The sequence below is a fragment of the Curtobacterium sp. Csp1 genome (assembly GCF_013347185.1).
On the sequence record NZ_CP054594.1, the window covers coordinates 3,858,506 to 3,876,029 of the forward strand.

Genomic DNA, 17,524 nt, shown 5'->3' on the forward strand with positions numbered 1-17,524 from the left:
GCTGACCGCCACGAACAACCCGGACGCGAGCAGGACCCCGCCGACGAGCAGCAGCGCGCCGACGACCATCCGCCACGGGTCCACCGTCAGGCCACCGAGTCGCGCGGCCACGAGCGGCAGGCCGACGAGTGCACGAAGCCGACGAGCAGCATCGCGACGACCTTGCCGCGGATCAGCTCACCCGCCGTGAGTTCTCCTTCTCCTCGACCACCACCGTGACCATGCGGGTGGCGAGCAGCACGACGATGCCGAAGAACGCCGCGACGTACAGGAAGGGCGGCACGATCGACAGCCAGCCGGGCGCGACGTGTCCGTCCGACCAGGTGCGGAGGTCGGTGTCCGGCGGTGAGCGCAGGATCGACACCGACTCCGGGTCGTCCACCGACGCGGCGACGCTCTGCTCGAGGACCCGCTCGGCCAGGGTCGAGTACCCGCCGTTCTCGAAGAGCCCGCGGTCGGCGGCCTCGATGTGGGCCCCGCACGGACAGCCGCCCGGTCGGCCTCGGGGTCGGTGGACGGTGAGCCGCCCCACCTCGCCGCGACCGAGCGGTCGACGAGCCCCGAGCGGTCGACGTAGTGGAACGGGGTCTTCGCGGCCGAGGAGCTCGAGCTGACCGAGTCCGCACCCGCGGCCTGGCCGACCCCGACGAGCAGCGACACGACGACCACGACCAGGGGGAGGGCGAGCGTGCCGATCCAGAACGCGGGCTTCTTGACGGCGCGGACGAACTCGAACCGGACGACCGTCCCCAGGCGGCTCACGCGGCTGCCCCGCTCGCGCCGGTGCCGGTGCCGGTGCTGGTGCTGGTCTCCTCGTGCTCGCTCGTGGCGGGCAGGTCGTCGTGCCCGGCGTCGTGGCCGTAGACCTGCACGAAGATCTCGTCGAGGGGGATCCGCCGCATCGTGAACCCGGTCACGTGCACCCCGGCGGACACGAGCGCGGCGAGGACGTCCGATCCGTCCGGCGCGGCGGCGTCGGTGCCGGACCACCCGGTACAGCGGCGACTTCGGCACGCTGCCGTCGAGCGTCACGTGTGCCACCGCACCACCGAAGGCGTCCTGCACCTCGGGGATGCTGCCGTACGCGGCGGCACGTCCGTCCTTGAGCAGGAGGATCCGGTCGCACAGCCGCTCGACCTCGTCCATGTGGTGCGTCACGAGCACGACCGTGGCGCCGTCGGCCTTCCGCTCGGCGACCAGGTCGAGGAGCAGCCGGCGGTTGACCGGGTCGAGACCCTTCGTCGGCTCGTCGAGGATGAGCAGGCGCGGGCGGTCCATGATCGTGATGCCGAGCTGCACCTTCTGCTGTTGCCCACCGCTGAGCTTGTCCACGCGGAGCTTCGCACGGTCCGCGAGCCCGACGCGCTCCAGGTAGGCGGTGCTCCACGCGGTCGCCTCGGGACGGCGCAGGCCCCGGAGCATGCCGAAGTACGTCATCACGTCGATGACGGACTCCTTGCGGTAGAGCCCGCGCTCCTCGGGCAGGTAGCCGATGCCGCCGGTCGCCGGTCGGTACGGGACGCCGTCGACCGTCAGGGTGCCGGCGGTCGGGGTCGTGATGCCGAGCAGGGCCCGGATCGTGGTGGTCTTGCCCGAGCCGTTGCTGCCGAGCAGGCCGAACGTCTCGCCGGGTGCCACGTCGAAGGACAGGCCGTCGACCACGTCGCGGTCGCCGAAGCGCATCACGAAGTCCTGCACGCTGATGTCCGCCCCGCTCATGGTGCCGACCCTACCGACGGTGGGGCGGGGGTCGCCGGGTACCGGTACTTGCCACATTGGAAAGTAGTTGCCATGATGGGAACACTTCCCGGGGTGGGGAGGGACCAGAGGGGGAACCCTCGCGCACGCCGACCGTCTCGCCCGTCGCACGCACGACGCCGTCCGGTGGCCGTACGTCGCCTTCATCGTCGCCCTCGGCGCGACGACGTCCCTCGGGACCTTCGCGATGGGGATGTCAGCGGGCCGTGCCTTCGCGGCGGCGTACGTCGGCACGATCGTCGTCGTGCTCGCGCTCGTCCTGTGGTTCAGCGCCGCGATCCGTGGTCGTGCCGCCTTCGCCCGCGGCCGGCGGTGGATCACCTACGTCGCCGCGTGGGGGCTGACCTACGGTCTCGTCCTCGTCGTGTCGCTCGCCTGCGCCGCGTGGGAGTCCCGCGGATGAGCAGCTCGCACCCGCGACACCGACTCGACGACCTGCTGCAGAACCCGGTGCGGTTCTCGGTCGTCGCAGCGCTCGACCGGGCCGGGACGCTCTCGTTCCGCGAGGTCCGGGACGCGCTCGAGGTCACCGACTCCGCGCTGAGCAAGCAGGCCAGCGCGCTCGAGGCGGCCGGGTACGTCACGGTGGGCAAGGCGCACGTCGGCAGGACCCCGCGGACGTCGCTGACCCTGACGCGGGCGGGTCGTCTCGCGTGGCAGGCGCACCTCGCCGCGCTCCGGGAGATCGCGGGGCCGGTGAGCTCGTCCTGAGCGATCTGTCCCATCACGGGTGACGTGGGAGGCGGATCCGCGCATGGCGGGTCGGAAGGGGCGACCTCCCATGCGCGGATCGCCATCCCGCGCGCGGATCGACACCCCACGCGCGGATCGGCACCCCACGCGCGGATCGGCACGGCACGCCGGGTGCGGGACGCGACCCCGGGACGGACGGGAGGCACGGTGCCTGCCTGCACCGTGCCTCCCGTCCGCCTGCTGGTCCCGTCAGGAACGCAACCAGGCGGTCCCCACACCCGACAGGGCGCCGTCTGCCACCGGCGCGGAGGCGAGCAGGAGCTCGCCGGTGGGGAGTGCGAACGGCTCGTCACCGAACACCGTCACGCTCGTCCACCCGTTCGGGCGACGGAACGCGAGCACGTCGTCGCGGCCGGTCTCGATCCACTCGAGGTGCTCCTCGGACTGGAGCTGGCCGCGCAGGCCGAGGGCCTTCCGGTACAGGTTGAGCCGGCAGGTGCGAACCGCCCGTGCCGAAGCCGAAGGACGGCCCCGAGCGGGTCCACGGGATCGGCACGCGGCAGCCGTCGCGGCCGACGTCGACGCCCGGGTTCCGGAAGAACGCCGGGTCCTGTCGTTCGGCGTCGGGGATGTCGCCGACCTCGTGCAGGCCGAGCTCCTCGCCCTGGTACAGGTACGCCGAGCCGGGCAGCGCGAGCTCCAGGAGCGTCGCCGCCTGCGCGCGCCGGAGCCCGAGGGCGCGGTCGAGGTCCTCCTGCCGGCCGCCGGCGAGCAGCCACGCGGCGCCCTGCTTCTCCTCGGCGCCGTTGCGGGCCGGGAGCGCGTACCGGGTGGCGTGCCGGACGACGTCGTGGTTCGAGAACACCCACGTCGTCGACGAGCCGGACTGCTCGGCGAGCCCGAGGTTGAACTCGATGATCGTCCGGAACTGCTGCGCGTCGAAGTCGGCCTCGAGCAGGTCGAAGTTGAAGGCCTGCCCGAGTCCCTCGGCGGAGGCGTACCGGGCGCGGCGGTCGGCGGCGACCCAGGCCTCGGCGACCGCGGTGCGGGCGGGGGTGTACTCGTCGAAGACCCGGCGCCACTCGGCGTAGATCTCGTGCACGTCGTCGCGGTCCCAGAGGATGTGCGCGCCGTCCTTCGGGCTCGCGAGCACCTCGGCCCACGTGGGCAGTTCGCCGGCCGGCAGGTCCTTCGCGAGACCGTGGGCGACGTCGATGCGGAAGCCGTCGACCCCGCGGTCGGACCAGAAGCGCAGGGTGTGCAGGAAGTCGTCGCGGACTTCGCGGTTCGCCCAGTTCAGGTCAGGCTGCTCCTTCGCGAAGTTGTGCAGGTACCACTGACCGTCGCCGACCGCGGTCCACGCGGGGCCGCCGAAGATCGACACCCAGTCGGCCGGCGGCTCCTGCCCGTCCGGGCCGGTGCCGTCGCGGAAGACGTAGCGGTCCCGCTCCGGGCTGCCCTTCGGTGCCGCGAGGGCCTCGCGGAACCAGGCGTGCCGGTCGCTCGTGTGGTTCGGCACGATGTCCACGATCACGCGGATGCCGGCGCCGTGCAGCGCCGCGACCATGTCGTCGAAGTCCGCGAGCGTGCCGAGCCGCGGGTCGACGTCGCGGTAGTCGTCGACGTCGTAGCCGCCGTCGGCGAGGGCGGACGGGTAGAACGGGCTGAGCCAGACCGCCTCGATGCCGAGCGAGGCCAGGTACGGCACGCGGCTCGTCGCACCGGGCAGGTCGCCGATGCCGTCGCCGTCCGCGTCGGCGAACGAACGCGGGTAGACCTGGTAGACGCTCGCCTGACGCCACCACGTCTCGTCGGTGGTGGTCGCAGCGGGCTGGGCGAGGGTGTCGGTCACGTCGGGCCTTCCGTCGTTCGTGGGAGTGGGAGTGGGAGTGGGGGTCGTGGTCGTGGCGGTGCTCGGCTCGGTCACTTGATGGCGCCCTGCGTCACCCCGGCCATCACCCACCGCTGGGTGACGAGGTAGACGATGATCGCCGGCGCCATCGCCATCAGGTACGAGGCGAACGACACGTTGTAGTTGTTGCTGAACTGGGTCTGGAACATCTGCTGCAGCACCGGCAGGGTCTGCAGCGCCGGGTCGGAGGTGATCAGCGACGGCATCACGAAGTCGTTCCAGGACGCGAGGAACGCGAAGATGCCGACGGTGGCGCTCATCGGTGCGAGGAGCGGGAACACCAGTCGCCAGAACACCTGTCCCGTGGTCGCGCCGTCGATGCGTGCACTCTCCTCCAGTTCGGCCGGGATCGACCGCAGGAACGCGGTGAACAGCAGCACGCTGAAGGACAGCTGGAACATGACGTGCAGGATCGCGACGCCGAGCGGGTTGTCCAGGTGCGCCAGCCCGGTGAGCTTCACCTGCGACAGTGCGAGGACCGGGAACGGCAGGAACATCGCGGCGAGCAGGTAGAAGAACGACCAGCGGAACAGCCGGCGCTCCCAGTTCCGGGCGATGGCGTACGCGGTGAAGGACGCGAGCAGGATCGTCCCGGCGACGGTGATCGCGGCGATGAGCACCGAGACGCCGAACGCCCGCGGGAAGTCGGTGAGCTCCCACGCCTGGACGAACCCGTCGACGCTGAACGGCGCCGGCAGCGAGAACGCGTTGCCGTCGACGGCCTGGCTCGTGGTCTTGAACGCCATCGTCACCGTGACGTACAGCGGGACGAGGACGGACAGTGCGCACAGCACGAGGACGATCGTCACCGGCCAGTTGGCGCGGTCGCCACGGCCGCCGCCGCGTCGTCCGGCGGTGCGGTCGGCGTCCACGGAGCGGATCGACCCGGTCGCGGTGGTGCCCGGTCGGAGGGGTGCCTGCATGGTCATCAGAGCGCTGCCTTCCCGCGGGTCGCCCGCAGCTGGATCACGGCGATCACGACCGCGATGACGAAGAAGATCGTCGCGTTCGCCATCTGGTAGGCGTAGTCGCCACTGCTGAAGCCCTTGAAGATCGACATCGCGACGCTGGTCGTCGCGGTACCGGGGCCGCCGTCGGTCAGGCCGACGATGATGTCGTAGGAGTTGAGGAAGTTCTTGAACCCGATCACGAGGTTGATCAGGATGTAGCCCGCCGTCAGCGGGGCCGTGATCGACACGAGCTGCCGCCAGGAGCTCGCCCCGTCCAGGGCGGCGGCCTCGTACACCTCGCCGGGGATCGACAGCACCCCGGCGATGTAGATGAGGAGCGTCGACGGGATCGCCTGCCACGCGGTGACGACCACGATCGCGACCCACGCCAGGTCCGGGTTCGCGAGGATGCTCTGCTCGAGCGGCGCGAAGCCCAGTGCGGTGGCGAGCGCTGGCAGCGAGTTCGCGAACAGGAACGAGAACACGTAGGCGATGACGATGCCCGAGATCACCATCGGCAGGACGAACACCGCCCGGAGCGCGATCTTCCCGCGCACCTTCGACGTCAGCGCGATGGCGAGCAGGAACGCGATCGCGTTGACGACGAGGACGGTGACGAGCGAGAACCCGATCGTGAACAGGTACGCCTGCAGGATCGCCGGGTCGGAGAACACGGCGACGTAGTTGGTGAGTCCGGTGAACCGGAACTCGCCGAACCCGACGGAGTCCGTGAAGCTCAGCACGATGCCCATCACCGCCGGCAGCGTGATGGCGAGCGTGAAGAGCACCAGGGTGGGGACGAGGAAGACGAGGAACAGCGGCTCGATGCGCTTCCGGCGTCCGCGGCTGCCGGCCTGGAGGCGCGGTGCGGCTCCGCCCCGTCGGCGGCGGTCCGCCGTCGTGATCGCTTCGGTGGTCGTGAGCGCGAGCCGCGCCCAGTCGCCGTCGAGGGTGCGGAGTTGCGGAGCGGGGGCACCGCCGAAGGCGATGGACTGCAGGTAGTTCGCCGAGGGAGAAGGCGGCGCGGTCGTACGAGTCCTGCATGCCACGGAGAGCGGGGTTCGACACCGGTGGGGAGTCCTTGCGGACGCCGAAGCCGTTGTTGTCGGCGTTGTACCGGTCGCTGACCGCCGGGCTCATCAGGAACGACAGGAACTCGCGCGCGGCCTCCTGCTTGCGCGACGCCTCCGGGATCCAGAGCCCCAGGTCGACGTTCACGCGCACCTGCCGAGCTCGACGTCCTTGTTCGACTTCGCGATCTCGCCGAGCGCCCACGGTCCCTGCAGGTACATCGCGGCCTTCCCCTGCGCGAACGCCAGGTTCCCGTCACCGTACCCGCGGCTCGCGGCGCCCTTCTGGTGCCACTGGAGCAGGTCCACCATGCGGTCCACGGGCGCCGCGAAGTCCTTCTCGAACGAGACACGGGAGCCCTTGCCGACCCGGATTCCCTCGCGGTCGAGCGCGGCGAAGGTCTGCTGCAGGTCGAGCATGCCGCCGACCGAGTAGTCGAACATGCCCTGGGCGTTCGTCCAGTTGTCCTTGTACGTGCCGTACATCGGGGTGATGCCGGCGCGGACGAGCCGCTCGCACACGTCGCGGAACGCCGACCACGTGGTCGGCACCTCGAGCCCCTGGTCGGCGAAGATCCGCTTGTTGTAGATCACGGACGCCGCCGTCACCGAGTAGGGCAGCACGCTGGTGCGGCCCGGGTAGTCGGCCGTCTGCTGCATGAGCGGCCACAGGTCCGGGTTGATCGTGTCCTTCTCGGGCAGGTCCGACAGGTCCGTCAGGGCGCCGTGCTCGACGAACGAGACCATCGCGTAGTTGTAGTTCAGGCACCCGAGGTCCGGCGGCCGGTTCCGGACGAAGTTCGCGGACATGTTCGACGTCGAGTCGCGGACCACGCGGATCTTCGACTGGCTGTCGTGGAACTTCGCGATGACGTCGTCGAAGTAGCCGATGACCTCGGGCTTCGACACGTAGAAGGTGATCGTCTCGGGTCGGCTGCTCGAACCGCCGAGCGGGGCGCACGCGGCGAGTGTCCCCTGGTGGTGGCGTGTGGTCGCACGTCGTCTCCGTCCGTCCGGACCCGGCGTCCCTGCCGTCCCGGTCAGCGGACCGGCGTCGGTGCCGGCTCGCGACACTTAATCTACTCAGAAAATCTAATCGCGCAAGCAATGTTCCCCGCGGTAGGGTCAGCGCATGTCCCGACGCCGTGAGCCCGCTCGTGCGACCAGCGCCGAGACGGTCCTGGCGTCCGCGTTCGACGCCGCCGCGTTCACCGCGACCGAGGCCATCGACGCCACCGGCCTGACCCGCTCGACCGTCCTCGCCGCGTGCGCCGAGCTCGTCCGGCTCGGGTGGCTCCGAGACCTCGACGACGCCCGGGCCGCGGGGGAGGAGTACCGGAAGGGCCGACCCGCCCGCCGCTACGAACTCGACGCGGGAGCCGGGGTGGTCGTCGGGGTCGACGCCGGGCAGCACCGCGTCACGGCGCTCGTCGCGGACCTGCGCGGGACGGTGCTCGCACGGGCCGAGGGCGCACTCGGCGATGCCGGCCTCGAGGTCCCGGTCCGCCTCGGCGTCACGGCCGACACCGTGTCCCGGGCGCTCGCCGACGCCGGGGTCGACCCGACGCGCGTGCTCGTGACCGTGATCGGCATCCCCGCGCCCGTCGACGCCTCGGGTGCCTCGCCGGACGACGGCGGGTTCTGGAACCGGATGAACCCGGGCTTCGCCGACGTCGTGCCGCACGGTGTCGTGGTCGTCGAGAACGACGCGAACGCGGCGGCCCTCGCCGAACGGCCGTCCTCCGGCGACGCCTCGTTCGCGGCGCTGCTGTCCGGTGAGCGCTTCGGCGCCGGGCTCGTCGTCGACGGGGTCCTGCTGCGCGGGGCGCGCGGTGGTGCCGGCGAGCTCCGGGTGCTCGACCTGGTCGACGGTGTGGCGTCCTCCGACGGCATCGGTCGCACCGCACGCACGCTTGTTCGGCAGGCGCGGGCGGCGGGCCGTGTCGGCGCGTCCTCGCTCCTCGGCGGCGACGAGGAGCCCGATGCCGCGGCCGTCCTGACCGCCGCCGCGCTCGGCGACGCGGTCGCGGTCGGGATCGTCGACTCGCTGGGGGATCGTCTGGCGCGGGTCTGCGTGCTGCTCGCGAGCCTGCTCGACATCGACCGGGTGGTCGTGGCCGGGGCGATCGCGGACGCCGTCGAGCCGGTGATCGACCGGGCACGGGCGCACCTCGCGGCGTGGGAGTACGACCCGACGCCGGAGGTCGTGGCCTCCCGGCTGGGTGGCGACGTCGTCGTGCTCGGGGCGCTGGCGCTGGCGCTCGACACCGTCCGCGCCGACCCGATGGCGTTCCCGCTGCCGGCCGCCCAGCCGGTCCCCGCAGCCTGACCGCCGCGCCGCCCAAGCACCCGTTGACACCGCGCCCGCGCAGTGCCACGCTGCTTGCGTGTTGACGTTGCCATGAGCGTGCCAGGGGGCACGCGGGAGCGCCGACGACCGGCACGACGACGTCGTCGTGCCGCTGCAACGATGCAGTCAGGGAGGACCCATGCACACCTCGACCACCCCACGCCGACGCCGCCTCGTCGGCACGCTCGCCGTCGTCGCCGGCGCCACCGCCCTCGCCCTCGCCGTCCCCGGCACCGCGACCGCCGCCCCGGTCCCGACCGCCGCGGCGCCGACCCACCACCGCCCGGGCCCGACCCCCGCGCTCGACCCGACGCAGTTCCACGGCGTCAACTGGGCCGACCCGCGGGACAACTACGTGAACGGGCCCGTCGTCCCCTCGGGGCTCTCGACGTCGGACGACTACCGCACCGTGTACAAGACCTCGGAGCGGATCGTCCGCGAGTTCCGGAAGGACCTCGGCGCCGACACCGTCCGCCTGCCCGTCAACCCGTACTCCGTCGGCACGGCGTGGTGGACGTCCTACAAGGGGGCGATCGACGCCGCCCGGCACCAGGGCGTCGTCGACGACCCCGCCGCCTGGACCGCCATGTGGGACACGCTGACGAGCACCTACCGCGGTGACGCCGGCGTGTACTTCGAGCCGATGAACGAGCCGTTCGGCTACGCACCCGCCGACTGGATCCAGGTGGCCACCGACTGTTCGTCAGCGGCACCGGCTACAACGACCACGTCGACGCGGTCTGCGCCGCGCCGGCACTCGCCGGGACCTACGTGTCGCAGCACTTCTACGGGTTCTGGGGCACGCACGACGACGCGGGCTGGGCCGCCGACTTCGAGAGCCGACTCGGCGACCAGGCGTGCAGCGCCCGCACCGTCCTCGACGAGTTCGGGGTCCCGATGACCACCGGGATCGACTACCGCGGTTCCGCGACGACCGGCAACGCCGACGCGGACAACTCGGTGGCCTTCCTGCAGACGGTCACGACGATCGTCCGCGAGCGGCACCTCGGCGCCGTGTTCTGGCCGGGGCTGCGCACCGGTGACACCTACAGCCTCGAGGAACTGCAGGGCACCGGGTCGCACGTGAAGCTCGCGGTGACGAACGAGTCCGGGCTCGCCCTGCTGCAGTGGGCCTGGGGCGAGGGGAAGCGCGCGCCCTTCGGAACGCGCTGACGCGACCACGGACCGGACGGGAGGCACGGTGCCAGCTGTCACCGTGCCTCCCGTCCATGGGGTGGTCGCGTCCGCGACGGATCAGCGCCGGACCGGGGCCAGTCGCTGCAGCTGGGTGACGTGACCGGGCTCGAGCTCGTCGAGCGTGGTGACGCCGAGCAGGCGCATGGTCCGCTCGATCTGCTCGGAGAGGATCTGGATCATCCGGTCGACACCGGCCTCGCCGCCCGCCATCAGCCCGTACAGGTAGGCACGACCCACCATGGTGAAGCGTGCACCGAGCGCGACGGCGGCGACGATGTCGGCGCCGGACATGATGCCCGTGTCGAGGTGCACCTCGGTGTCCCCGCCCACCTCGCGCACGACGGACGGCAGCAGGTGGAACGGGACGGGGACGCCCATCGACGCCAGGCGCTTCGCGTCTGCGAGGGACTGCACGCCCTTCACGACGACCTTGCCCGGCCACTGGTCCCGGATCCACGCGAGGTCCTCGTAGGTGACCGTCGGGTCGAACATGTGGTCCAGCAGCTCGCCGACCGTGCCCGACCACCGGTCGAGCGAGGCGAACGCGAGCGGCTCGGTGGTGAGGAAGTCGAACCACCACCACGGCCGGGGGATCGCGTTGACGATGGTCTTCACGCGACCGGGACGTCGACCGTGACGAGCAGCGTGTCGAAGCCGGCCTTCGCGGCCCGGTCGACGAGCGCCATGCTCTTGTCGCGGTCCTTCCACATGTAGAGCTGGAACCAGTTGCGGCCGTGCGGGTTCGCGTCACGGACGTCCTCGATCGCGGTGGTGCCCATCGTCGACAGCGAGAACGGGATCCCCGCCCGCCCGGCTGCCCGGGCGCCGGCGCGTTCACCCTCGGTCTGCATCATCCGCGTGAAGCCCGTCGGCGCGATCCCGAGCGGCAGGGCGGTCGGCGCGCCGAGCACCTCGCGGGAGGTGTCGACCTTCGAGACGTCGCGCAGGATCGCCGGGGTGAACTCGATGTCCTCGAACGCCTGCCGGGCGCGGGCGAGGGAGATCTCCGCCTCCGCCGCGCCCTCGGTGTAGTCGAACGCGGCCTTCGGGGTGCGGCGCGCGGCGATCCGGCGGAGGTCCCAGATCGTCAGCGCGGACTCGAGCCGCTGCTGTCGCCCCGGGAGCGCGGGCTTCTTGACCCGGACCCGGTTCGTCGACGGGGTTCCCGGCGTCGGTGCCGGAGCCCCGGTCGCCGGGTCGACGCGGTGCTGATCGTCGGTCGAGGTCATACAGACATCCTATGTCTGTATGAGATCGTTGGCGAGGGTGATGGGGCAGGGGTGCGCTCTCGGGCAAGGAGCGCGCTGCGCCAACGCGTCGACGGAGCCGGGGATGTCGCGAGACGTCCGATCAAGCTCCCTCCCGCAAGACGCAACGTCGGCGGGTTCTCGCAGCGAAGTACCGCTGCGAGAACCCGCCGACGTTGCGTTTCGCGATCGCCGGAGCCCGCGAGCGCCAGCGCCGGTCAGCGGGGGAGCGCGGCCAGGACCTCGGCGGCGCGGGCGGCGTCCTCGGCGCTGACGTCCAGGTGCGTCACGAGCCGGACGGCCCGCGGTCCGAGCTGCATCACCCGGACGCCCCGCTCCGCGGCCCCGGCGACGAACGCCCCCGGGTCGGCGACCTCCGCGAACACGATGTTCGTGTCGACGGTCGCCGGGTCGACGTCGAGCGCCGCGGCGAGCACCCGGGCGTTCGCGTGGTCCTCGGTGAGCCGGTCGACGTGGTGCCGGACGGCGTACCGACCCGCGGCGGCGAGGAACCCGGTCTGCCGCATCCCCGCGCCGTACCGCTTCCGCCAGACCCGCGCGGCTGCGACGTGCTCCCGGGAGCCGACGAGCACCGAGCCGACCGGGGCACCGAGGCCCTTCGACAGGCAGACCGACACCGTGTCGAAGCCGGCCGCGAGCTCGCGGAGCGGGGTGCCCGACGCCACGTGCGCGTTCCACAGCCGGGCGCCGTCGAGGTGCACCGCGATGCCGTGCTCCCGCGCGTACGCCTGCACGGCCCGGACCTGGTCGACTCGACCGCGATGGCCGTCGTCGACACCGAGTAGGCGCCGGCGTCCGGCTCCGCGATCGTCTCGACCGCCGCGGCCACGAGTCGTCCGCGCTCCGAGGCCCACGTGCGCGTCGTGATGCCGGAGAACACCGCGGCGGCGCCGAGCTCGGCCCGCACGACGTGGGCGCGGACGTCGGCGAGCAGCTCCTCGCCCGGGGCGACGTGCAACCGCAGCCCGAGCTGGTTCGCCAGGGAGCCGGTCGGGGTGAAGAGTCCCGCCTCGTGCCCGAGCAGGTCGGCGACCTCGCGCTCGAGGGCGTTCGTCTCCGGGTCCTCGCCGAAGACGTCGTCGCCGACCTCGGCGCCGGCCATCGCGGAGCGCATCGCCGGGGTCGGTCGGGTGACGGTGTCGGAGCGCAGGTCGATCGGGTCGTCGGTCACCAGGCAACGCTAACGCGCCGTTCAGATCGTCGATGCGCGACGCCGCTAGCGTGGCGCCATGCAGCAGCCAGCCGCGGGGTCGCTCCGCATCCTCCACCTCTCCGACACGCACCTGACCGGCGACGGTGCACTCCACCAGGGGTCCGTCGACACCACCGCGGCGCTCGACGCCGTGCTCGCCCACGTGGACGGTGTCCCGGGCGTCGGGCTCGTCGTCGTGTCCGGCGACGTGTCGGAGGACGGCAGCCCGGAGTCCTACCGGACCGTTCGGGAGCGCGTCGGCGCCTGGCTTCCGTCAGGTCCTGGCGAACGGGCACGTCCTCGGCGAGGGCGGCCGGCCGCTCGCGCACACGATGGAGCACACCCCGCCGGAGGTCCCGGTCTCCGGACAGTCCACCGTGCACGGCTTCCGCATCGTCACCGTCGACACGAGCGTCCCCGGCGCCGGCTACGGACACCTCGACGAAACGGCGCTCGAGCGGCTCCGGACCGCGCTGACCGGCGAGCCCACGGCGCACGGCACGGTCGTCGTGCTGCACCACCCGCCGGTGCCGTCGCCGACGCTCCTGCACGAGGCGCTCCGCCTGCAGAACCCGGAGGACCTCGCGGAGGTGCTCGACGGCTCGGACGTCCGGGTCGTCCTCGGCGGACACCAGCACCACCACGCCGTCGGGTCGCTCGGCGGGATCCCCGTGCTCGTCGCCCCCGGGGTGGCGAACGACACCGACGTCGTCGGTCCGTACGACGAGGAGTCCGCCCACGTCGCCGCCGGTGCACTCATCGTGGACGTCGCGCCGGACGGCTCGGTGTGGTCCACCCCGGTGCGCGTTCCCCAGCCGGACGCGGATCCGCTCGCGTTCGCGCTGGACGCCGAGACGGTCGCGCGGATCGCGGAGCAGGCCGGCCCGCGCTGAGCGCGCGGCACGGGCCGGTCCGCGCAGGGCTGACGCAGGCTCGGTCGCGCGGGCCGGGCTGCGCGGGCCGGGTCGCGCAGGCCGAGTCGCGCAGTCCGGGCCACGCGGACCGGCCCGGCACCCGGCCGGGGACGGACCGGACGGGAGGCACGGTGCCGGACCGGCGCCGTGCCTCCCGTCCGTCCCGTGCTCGCGTGGGGCGACCGCGCCCACGGGAGGGGACCCGTCGAGTACCCCGCGCTCCCGGACACCGTCCCGGCGGCGCGAGTACACCGGGGGTCATGCAGACGGAAGGAGTCCCTCATGCGCATCGGTAGTGCCGTGCAGTACGACCGGTACGGCGGGTTCGACGTCGTCGACCTCGTCCCGCAGGAACGTCCCGAACCCGGACCCGGCGAGGTCGTCGTCGAGGTCGTCGCCGCCGGCCTGAATCGACCTCGCGTTCCCGGCCCACCAGGGCGTCGACTTCGCCGGCATCGTCCGCGCACGCGGCGCCGAGGTCAAGGACCTCAAGGTCGGCGACGAGGTCATGGGACACGCCCCGGACGGCGGCGCGCACGCCACGTGGGTGCGCGTGCCGCGCGGCGCGGTCATCAAGAAGCCCGTACCTCGCCGGAGCGACCGCCGCGACGATCGTCCGCGGCCTGCGCCTCGGCCCCGAGGACACCGTCGTGATCAGCGCCGCCGCGGGTGGGGTCGGGCACATCGAGTGCCAGCTCGCCCACGACGCCGGCGCGACCGTGATCGCGCTCGGCAGCCCGCGGAACCACGACTACCTGCGCCAGATCGGGACGCTGCCCGTGGCCTACGGCGAGGGCGAGGAGGACCGCATCCGCCAGATGGCGGCCGGCCGAGCGATCACCGCGTTCATCGACAACCACGGCGGGGGCGGTGCGGCGGACCTCGCGAAGCGCCTCGGCGTGCCGTCGGAGCGGCTCGTGACCTCCGAGCACCGTCGCGACGTCGAACTCCGCTTCCTCCGCGCCCCCGCGGACGACGAGGAGGCGCGCGACCTGCTCGTCATGCTCGCCAAGGCCGTGCAGGACCGGCGCGTGCAGGTGCTCATCTCCGGCTTCTACCCGTTCGAGTTCATCGTGGACGCGTACGAGGACCTGGCCGAGATGCGCTCCCGCGGCAAGGTCGTGATCGGCATGCAGACCGTCGAGACCGGTGCGCGCCTCGACTGGTACCGGTCCGAGAAGGCCCGGGACCTGCGCGACCGCTACGGCGAGCAGCGCGGTGCCGACACCGAGACGATGGCGGGCGGGAGCGCGTCACCCGCGTCCTGAGCGAGGTCCGTCCACGACGACGAGACGGTCCGGCCCTGCGGGGTCGGACCGTCTCGTCGTTCGACCGTCGCTAGCTCAGGACGTCCTTCGTCGCGAACCGGCCGTACGCCAGCGCGCCGAACACCGCGACGTACCCGAGCTGCAGCAGAGCGTTCTGCCCGAACGAGTCGAACGCGATCGGGTCGCGGAGCAGGTCTCCGAACCCGAGCCACAGGTGCGAGAACAGGAACGGGTGCAACCAGTCGAGCTGGGGGAGCTGGTCGAGGAGCGTCGACGCGAACAGGCCGATCGCGGACAGGCCGAGCATCGACAGGGTCACGTAGAGCGCGAGGAGCACGGCCCGGCCGGCGTACGACCAGCCGTCGACCTGGGTCCCGGACAGCAGCGTGATCGGGCCGATCGGGAACAGCAGTGCGCCGATCGCCGCGCCGACGAGCACCACGAGGAGCGTCGCCGCCAGGCTGAACGCGACCGCCCCGACGTACTTCACGACGATGAACCGCAGCCGGCCGGTCGGTGCGACGAGCAGGTAGCGGATCGTGCCGTGGTTCGCCTCGCCGGCGACGGTGTCCCCGGACACCACCCCGACGGTGAGCGGCAGGAACAGCGGGATCGACACCGTCAGCGCCGTGAAGGCGACGAAGAGCCCGTTGTTCGTGATGTCGCCGAGGAACGCGGGGCCGCGGTCGCTCGGGTCCGTGGTCAGCCGGACGGCGATCGCGATGAGCACCGGCACGAGTGCGAGCGCGCCGAGCATCGCCCAGGTCCGTCGACGGCGGAACACCAGGGCGAGTTCGGAGCCGAGCAGGGCGAACGGTCGCCTGGGCCGGTGCGCGGTGTCAAGCTGCGACATCGAAGCCCTCCCCGGTGAGCGCGACGAACAGGTCCTCGAGGGTGCCACCGCCGAGCGCGATGCCACGGACGCGGACGTCGGCACGGACGAGCGCCGCCGTGATGGTCTCCGGCTCGAGGTCGGCGGGCAGGTCCGCGACGAGGGCGTCCGAACCGGCGTCGCGCCGGGGGGAGAGCCCGATCCGGACGAGGACCGCGGAGGCCTCGCCGACGTCCGGGGTCCGTACGGTGACGGTCCGGCCACCGGTGGCGCGCAGGTCGTCGAGGGACCCCTGCGCCACGAGGCGTCCGCTCCGCATCACGGCGGCGTGCGTGCAGACCTGCTCGATCTCGGCGAGCAGGTGGCTCGACACGAACACCGTGGTGCCGTCGTCGGCGAGCGAGCGGATGAGGTTCCGGACCTCGCGCGTGCCCTGGGGGTCGAGACCGTTCGTCGGCTCGTCGAGCACGAGCAGGTCGCGCGGCGCGAGCAGGGCGTTCGCCAGCCCCAGGCGCTGCTTCATGCCGAGCGAGTAGGCGTGTGCCTTCTTGTCCGCGGCGTGGGTGAGCCCCACGCGTTCGAGGGCGACCGCGACGCGGTCCCGACGGGTGCGCGGGTCGGAGCTCGGGTCGGCGACGTCGAAACGCTGCAGGTTCGCGCGTCCGGACAGGTACGGGTACGCGGCCGGGCCCTCGACGAGCGCGCCGACACGGGGCAGGACCTCCTGCAGAGCGCCCGGGACCGGTCGGCCGAGCACCTCGATCGTGCCGCTCGTCGCCGAGGACAGTCCGAGGAGCATGCGGATCGTGGTGGTCTTGCCCGAGCCGTTCGGGCCGAGGAACCCGAAGACCGACCCGCGCGGTACGGCCAGGTCGATGCCGTCGACGGCCCGCTGCTTCCGGAAAACCTTGACGAGCCCCTCGGTGCGGACTGCGAGCTCGGACGACGCGTCGTCCGGCTGCCGCGCTGTCTCGCCCGGCTGCCGCGCTGTCTCGCCCGGCTGCGGTGCTGCCGTCACTTCGCGGCGGCGACCAGCGCGGACACCGGCACGGCGCCGGCGAGCACCCGGCCGTCGTCCGTCAGGTACACCGAGACGAGCGATGTCTGCAGCGCCCGGCCGCCGTCGACCGGCTTCGTCAGCTGGTCGAGGAGTGCCGATGCGTCAGGGTCCCGGGTCGTCCGGGCGGAGTCCCCGGTCGGCAGCTCGACGATGCTGTCCCAGCCGGACCCGGTCACCGTCGGCCGGACACCGGCACCCTGTGACTGCCCGTGCTGGCTCGGTCGGTGCTGACCCGCGTCGGAGAGGTCCTTCGTCGTGACGTCCGCGCCGGCCGGCGGCGTGAAGTCGAACAGTCGGGCGTCGGGTGCGCCGTAGTCGAGACTCGTGAAGCCGACCTGGAACGCCGGGTCGTCCTGCCCGGCCGCCGTCACCGTGACGCGGAGCGGGAGCCCGGTCTGCTGGTCCACCGCCAGCCGGACGCTGCCGACCAGCGTGTCGTCGGACCTCGGCGTCAGGATGACCTGCCACGCGTCGTGACCGGCGACGCGGACCGTCGTCGGCTCGGAGACCCGGGTGCTCGGTGTGATCGCCGCGACCGCACGCTCGGCGGCCTGCGCCGGCGTGGTCGCGCCGGCCGTGGGGCCCTCGGAACCGGCGGGGAGCGTGAGGTGCACGGCCTTGCGCTCCTCCGAGTCCCACGTCCACACGTCGGACCCGTTCCGGACGACGTCCTGCTCGGCGAGCTGCTGCGTCAGCTGGAAGCGCTGTTCGTCCTCGCCACCGACGTACAGGCGCGCGGTGTGTGATGCGGTGAGCAGCCCGAGGACGTCGGACGCACCACCCTCGAGCGAGGACCCACCGCTGCCCGAGGGGAGTTCCGGCAGGCCGAGGTCGCTCGTCTGCGAGAGCGTGCCCGAGTACTGCGCGTCCCGGGACGCCGCGATGCTCGCGAGCACGTCCGCCGCGCTCGGGTCCGTGCCGGCGACCGGGTCGGCGGCGGCGTTCGCGATGACGGGCGCGGCGATCGCTCCGGCCACGACGACCGGGGCGATCGCGGCGGGCAGCCAGGCTGACTTCTTCATCGGGTCCCCTTCGGTGGTGCGGTGGGTGCACGAGCGGC

14 protein-coding genes and 3 pseudogenes are annotated in these 17,524 nt (G+C 72.4%); 7 read left to right on the plus strand and 10 right to left on the minus strand.

All coding sequences use genetic code 11. The features are described 5' to 3' along the window. Positions 1-177 precede the first annotated feature (177 nt). Positions 178-1,719 (minus strand): ATP-binding cassette domain-containing protein, encoded by a 1,542-nt coding sequence (locus tag HUN58_RS21130; RefSeq protein ID WP_368075765.1) that lies wholly within the window; start codon positions 1,717-1,719, stop codon positions 178-180. 232 nt (positions 1,720-1,951) lie between these two features. Here HUN58_RS21130 and HUN58_RS18570 point away from each other — a divergent pair, with 232 nt between their 5' ends. Further along, a complete protein-coding gene (locus HUN58_RS18570; RefSeq protein ID WP_208745656.1) occupies positions 1,952-2,161 on the plus strand; it encodes a hypothetical protein in 210 nt (69 codons plus the stop codon). Beyond that, positions 2,158-2,469 (plus strand): transcriptional regulator, encoded by a 312-nt coding sequence (locus HUN58_RS18575; protein WP_058742312.1) that lies wholly within the window; start codon positions 2,158-2,160, stop codon positions 2,467-2,469. Before HUN58_RS18570 ends, HUN58_RS18575 begins: the two co-directional genes overlap by 4 nt. Positions 2,470-2,700: 231 nt before the next feature. On the opposite strand, the pseudogene HUN58_RS18580 reads toward HUN58_RS18575, so the two are convergent. The 4 genes and pseudogenes from HUN58_RS18580 to HUN58_RS18595 form a co-directional block, all read right to left on the minus strand. Then, positions 2,701-4,303, minus strand: a pseudogene (locus HUN58_RS18580) (glycoside hydrolase family 13 protein). Between the two features lie 71 nt (positions 4,304-4,374). Next, on the minus strand, positions 4,375-5,292 hold the full coding sequence (locus HUN58_RS18585; RefSeq protein WP_180224849.1) for a carbohydrate ABC transporter permease: 918 nt from the start codon (positions 5,290-5,292) through the stop codon (positions 4,375-4,377). Continuing rightward, a complete protein-coding gene (locus HUN58_RS18590; RefSeq protein ID WP_141863369.1) occupies positions 5,292-6,218 on the minus strand; it encodes a carbohydrate ABC transporter permease in 927 nt (308 codons plus the stop codon). Before HUN58_RS18590 ends, HUN58_RS18585 begins: the two co-directional genes overlap by 1 nt. Before the next feature lie 309 nt (positions 6,219-6,527). Beyond that, positions 6,528-7,292, minus strand: a complete 765-nt coding sequence (locus HUN58_RS18595) for an ABC transporter substrate-binding protein (protein WP_208745657.1) — start codon at positions 7,290-7,292, stop codon at positions 6,528-6,530. A 223-nt stretch (positions 7,293-7,515) separates the two neighbouring features. Between HUN58_RS18595 and HUN58_RS18600 the strand changes: the two genes are divergently transcribed. The 3 genes from HUN58_RS18600 (at position 7,516) to HUN58_RS20335 (ending at position 9,906) form a co-directional block, all read left to right on the plus strand. Further along, positions 7,516-8,712 (plus strand): ROK family protein, encoded by a 1,197-nt coding sequence (locus HUN58_RS18600; RefSeq protein WP_180224851.1) that lies wholly within the window; start codon positions 7,516-7,518, stop codon positions 8,710-8,712. A 160-nt stretch (positions 8,713-8,872) separates the two neighbouring features. Beyond that, positions 8,873-9,634 (plus strand): hypothetical protein, encoded by a 762-nt coding sequence (locus HUN58_RS18605; RefSeq protein WP_217488559.1) that lies wholly within the window; start codon positions 8,873-8,875, stop codon positions 9,632-9,634. Then, positions 9,631-9,906 (plus strand): hypothetical protein, encoded by a 276-nt coding sequence (locus HUN58_RS20335; RefSeq protein WP_217488560.1) that lies wholly within the window; start codon positions 9,631-9,633, stop codon positions 9,904-9,906. Before HUN58_RS18605 ends, HUN58_RS20335 begins: the two co-directional genes overlap by 4 nt. Positions 9,907-9,987: 81 nt before the next feature. Here HUN58_RS20335 and HUN58_RS18610 read toward each other — a convergent pair. Together HUN58_RS18610 and HUN58_RS18615 are read right to left on the minus strand one after the other, a co-directional pair. Continuing rightward, positions 9,988-11,075 (minus strand): annotated as a pseudogene (locus tag HUN58_RS18610) (alpha-hydroxy-acid oxidizing protein); the annotation flags it as partial. A gap of 320 nt (positions 11,076-11,395) precedes the next feature. Next, a pseudogene (locus HUN58_RS18615) lies at positions 11,396-12,312 on the minus strand (low specificity L-threonine aldolase). Positions 12,313-12,722: 410 nt separating this feature from the next. On the opposite strand from HUN58_RS18615, the gene HUN58_RS18620 reads away from it, so the two are divergent. Both HUN58_RS18620 and HUN58_RS18625 read left to right on the plus strand, forming a co-directional pair. Then, complete coding sequence (locus tag HUN58_RS18620) at positions 12,723-13,283, plus strand: metallophosphoesterase (RefSeq protein ID WP_254631549.1); 561 nt, start codon at positions 12,723-12,725, stop codon at positions 13,281-13,283. Between the two features lie 671 nt (positions 13,284-13,954). Beyond that, positions 13,955-14,572: a zinc-binding dehydrogenase gene (locus HUN58_RS18625; RefSeq protein ID WP_208745658.1), complete on the plus strand. Its 618-nt coding sequence runs from the start codon at positions 13,955-13,957 to the stop codon at positions 14,570-14,572. A gap of 70 nt (positions 14,573-14,642) precedes the next feature. Here HUN58_RS18625 and HUN58_RS18630 read toward each other — a convergent pair whose 3' ends face one another. From HUN58_RS18630 to HUN58_RS18640, 3 genes are read right to left on the minus strand one after another with little or no spacing between them, the layout of a single operon-like run. Continuing rightward, positions 14,643-15,425: an ABC transporter permease gene (locus HUN58_RS18630; RefSeq protein ID WP_208745659.1), complete on the minus strand. Its 783-nt coding sequence runs from the start codon at positions 15,423-15,425 to the stop codon at positions 14,643-14,645. After that, positions 15,412-16,422, minus strand: coding sequence for an ABC transporter ATP-binding protein (locus HUN58_RS18635; RefSeq protein ID WP_114849806.1), 1,011 nt, complete (start codon positions 16,420-16,422; stop codon positions 15,412-15,414). Before HUN58_RS18635 ends, HUN58_RS18630 begins: the two co-directional genes overlap by 14 nt. Then, a complete protein-coding gene (locus HUN58_RS18640; RefSeq protein ID WP_180224857.1) occupies positions 16,419-17,486 on the minus strand; it encodes a sigma-E factor regulatory protein RseB domain-containing protein in 1,068 nt (355 codons plus the stop codon). The genes HUN58_RS18635 and HUN58_RS18640 overlap by 4 nt, the downstream gene beginning before the upstream one ends. Positions 17,487-17,524: the final 38 nt, after the last annotated feature.

Excerpts from the sequence above, each read along its gene's own strand:
- HUN58_RS18630 (WP_208745659.1), bottom strand. The coding sequence starts at position 15,425 with ATGTCGCAGCTTGACACCGCGCACCGGCCCAGGCGACCGTTCGCCCTG.
- HUN58_RS18600 (WP_180224851.1), top strand. The coding sequence starts at position 7,516 with ATGTCCCGACGCCGTGAGCCCGCTCGTGCGACCAGCGCCGAGACGGTC.
- HUN58_RS18585 (WP_180224849.1), bottom strand. The coding sequence starts at position 5,292 with ATGACCATGCAGGCACCCCTCCGACCGGGCACCACCGCGACCGGGTCG.
- HUN58_RS18640 (WP_180224857.1), bottom strand. The coding sequence starts at position 17,486 with ATGAAGAAGTCAGCCTGGCTGCCCGCCGCGATCGCCCCGGTCGTCGTG.
- HUN58_RS18620 (WP_254631549.1), top strand. The coding sequence starts at position 12,723 with ATGGAGCACACCCCGCCGGAGGTCCCGGTCTCCGGACAGTCCACCGTG.
- HUN58_RS21130 (WP_368075765.1), bottom strand. The coding sequence starts at position 1,719 with ATGAGCGGGGCGGACATCAGCGTGCAGGACTTCGTGATGCGCTTCGGC.
- HUN58_RS18570 (WP_208745656.1), top strand. The coding sequence starts at position 1,952 with ATGTCAGCGGGCCGTGCCTTCGCGGCGGCGTACGTCGGCACGATCGTC.
- HUN58_RS18605 (WP_217488559.1), top strand. The coding sequence starts at position 8,873 with ATGCACACCTCGACCACCCCACGCCGACGCCGCCTCGTCGGCACGCTC.
- HUN58_RS18575 (WP_058742312.1), top strand. The coding sequence starts at position 2,158 with ATGAGCAGCTCGCACCCGCGACACCGACTCGACGACCTGCTGCAGAAC.
- HUN58_RS20335 (WP_217488560.1), top strand. The coding sequence starts at position 9,631 with ATGACCACCGGGATCGACTACCGCGGTTCCGCGACGACCGGCAACGCC.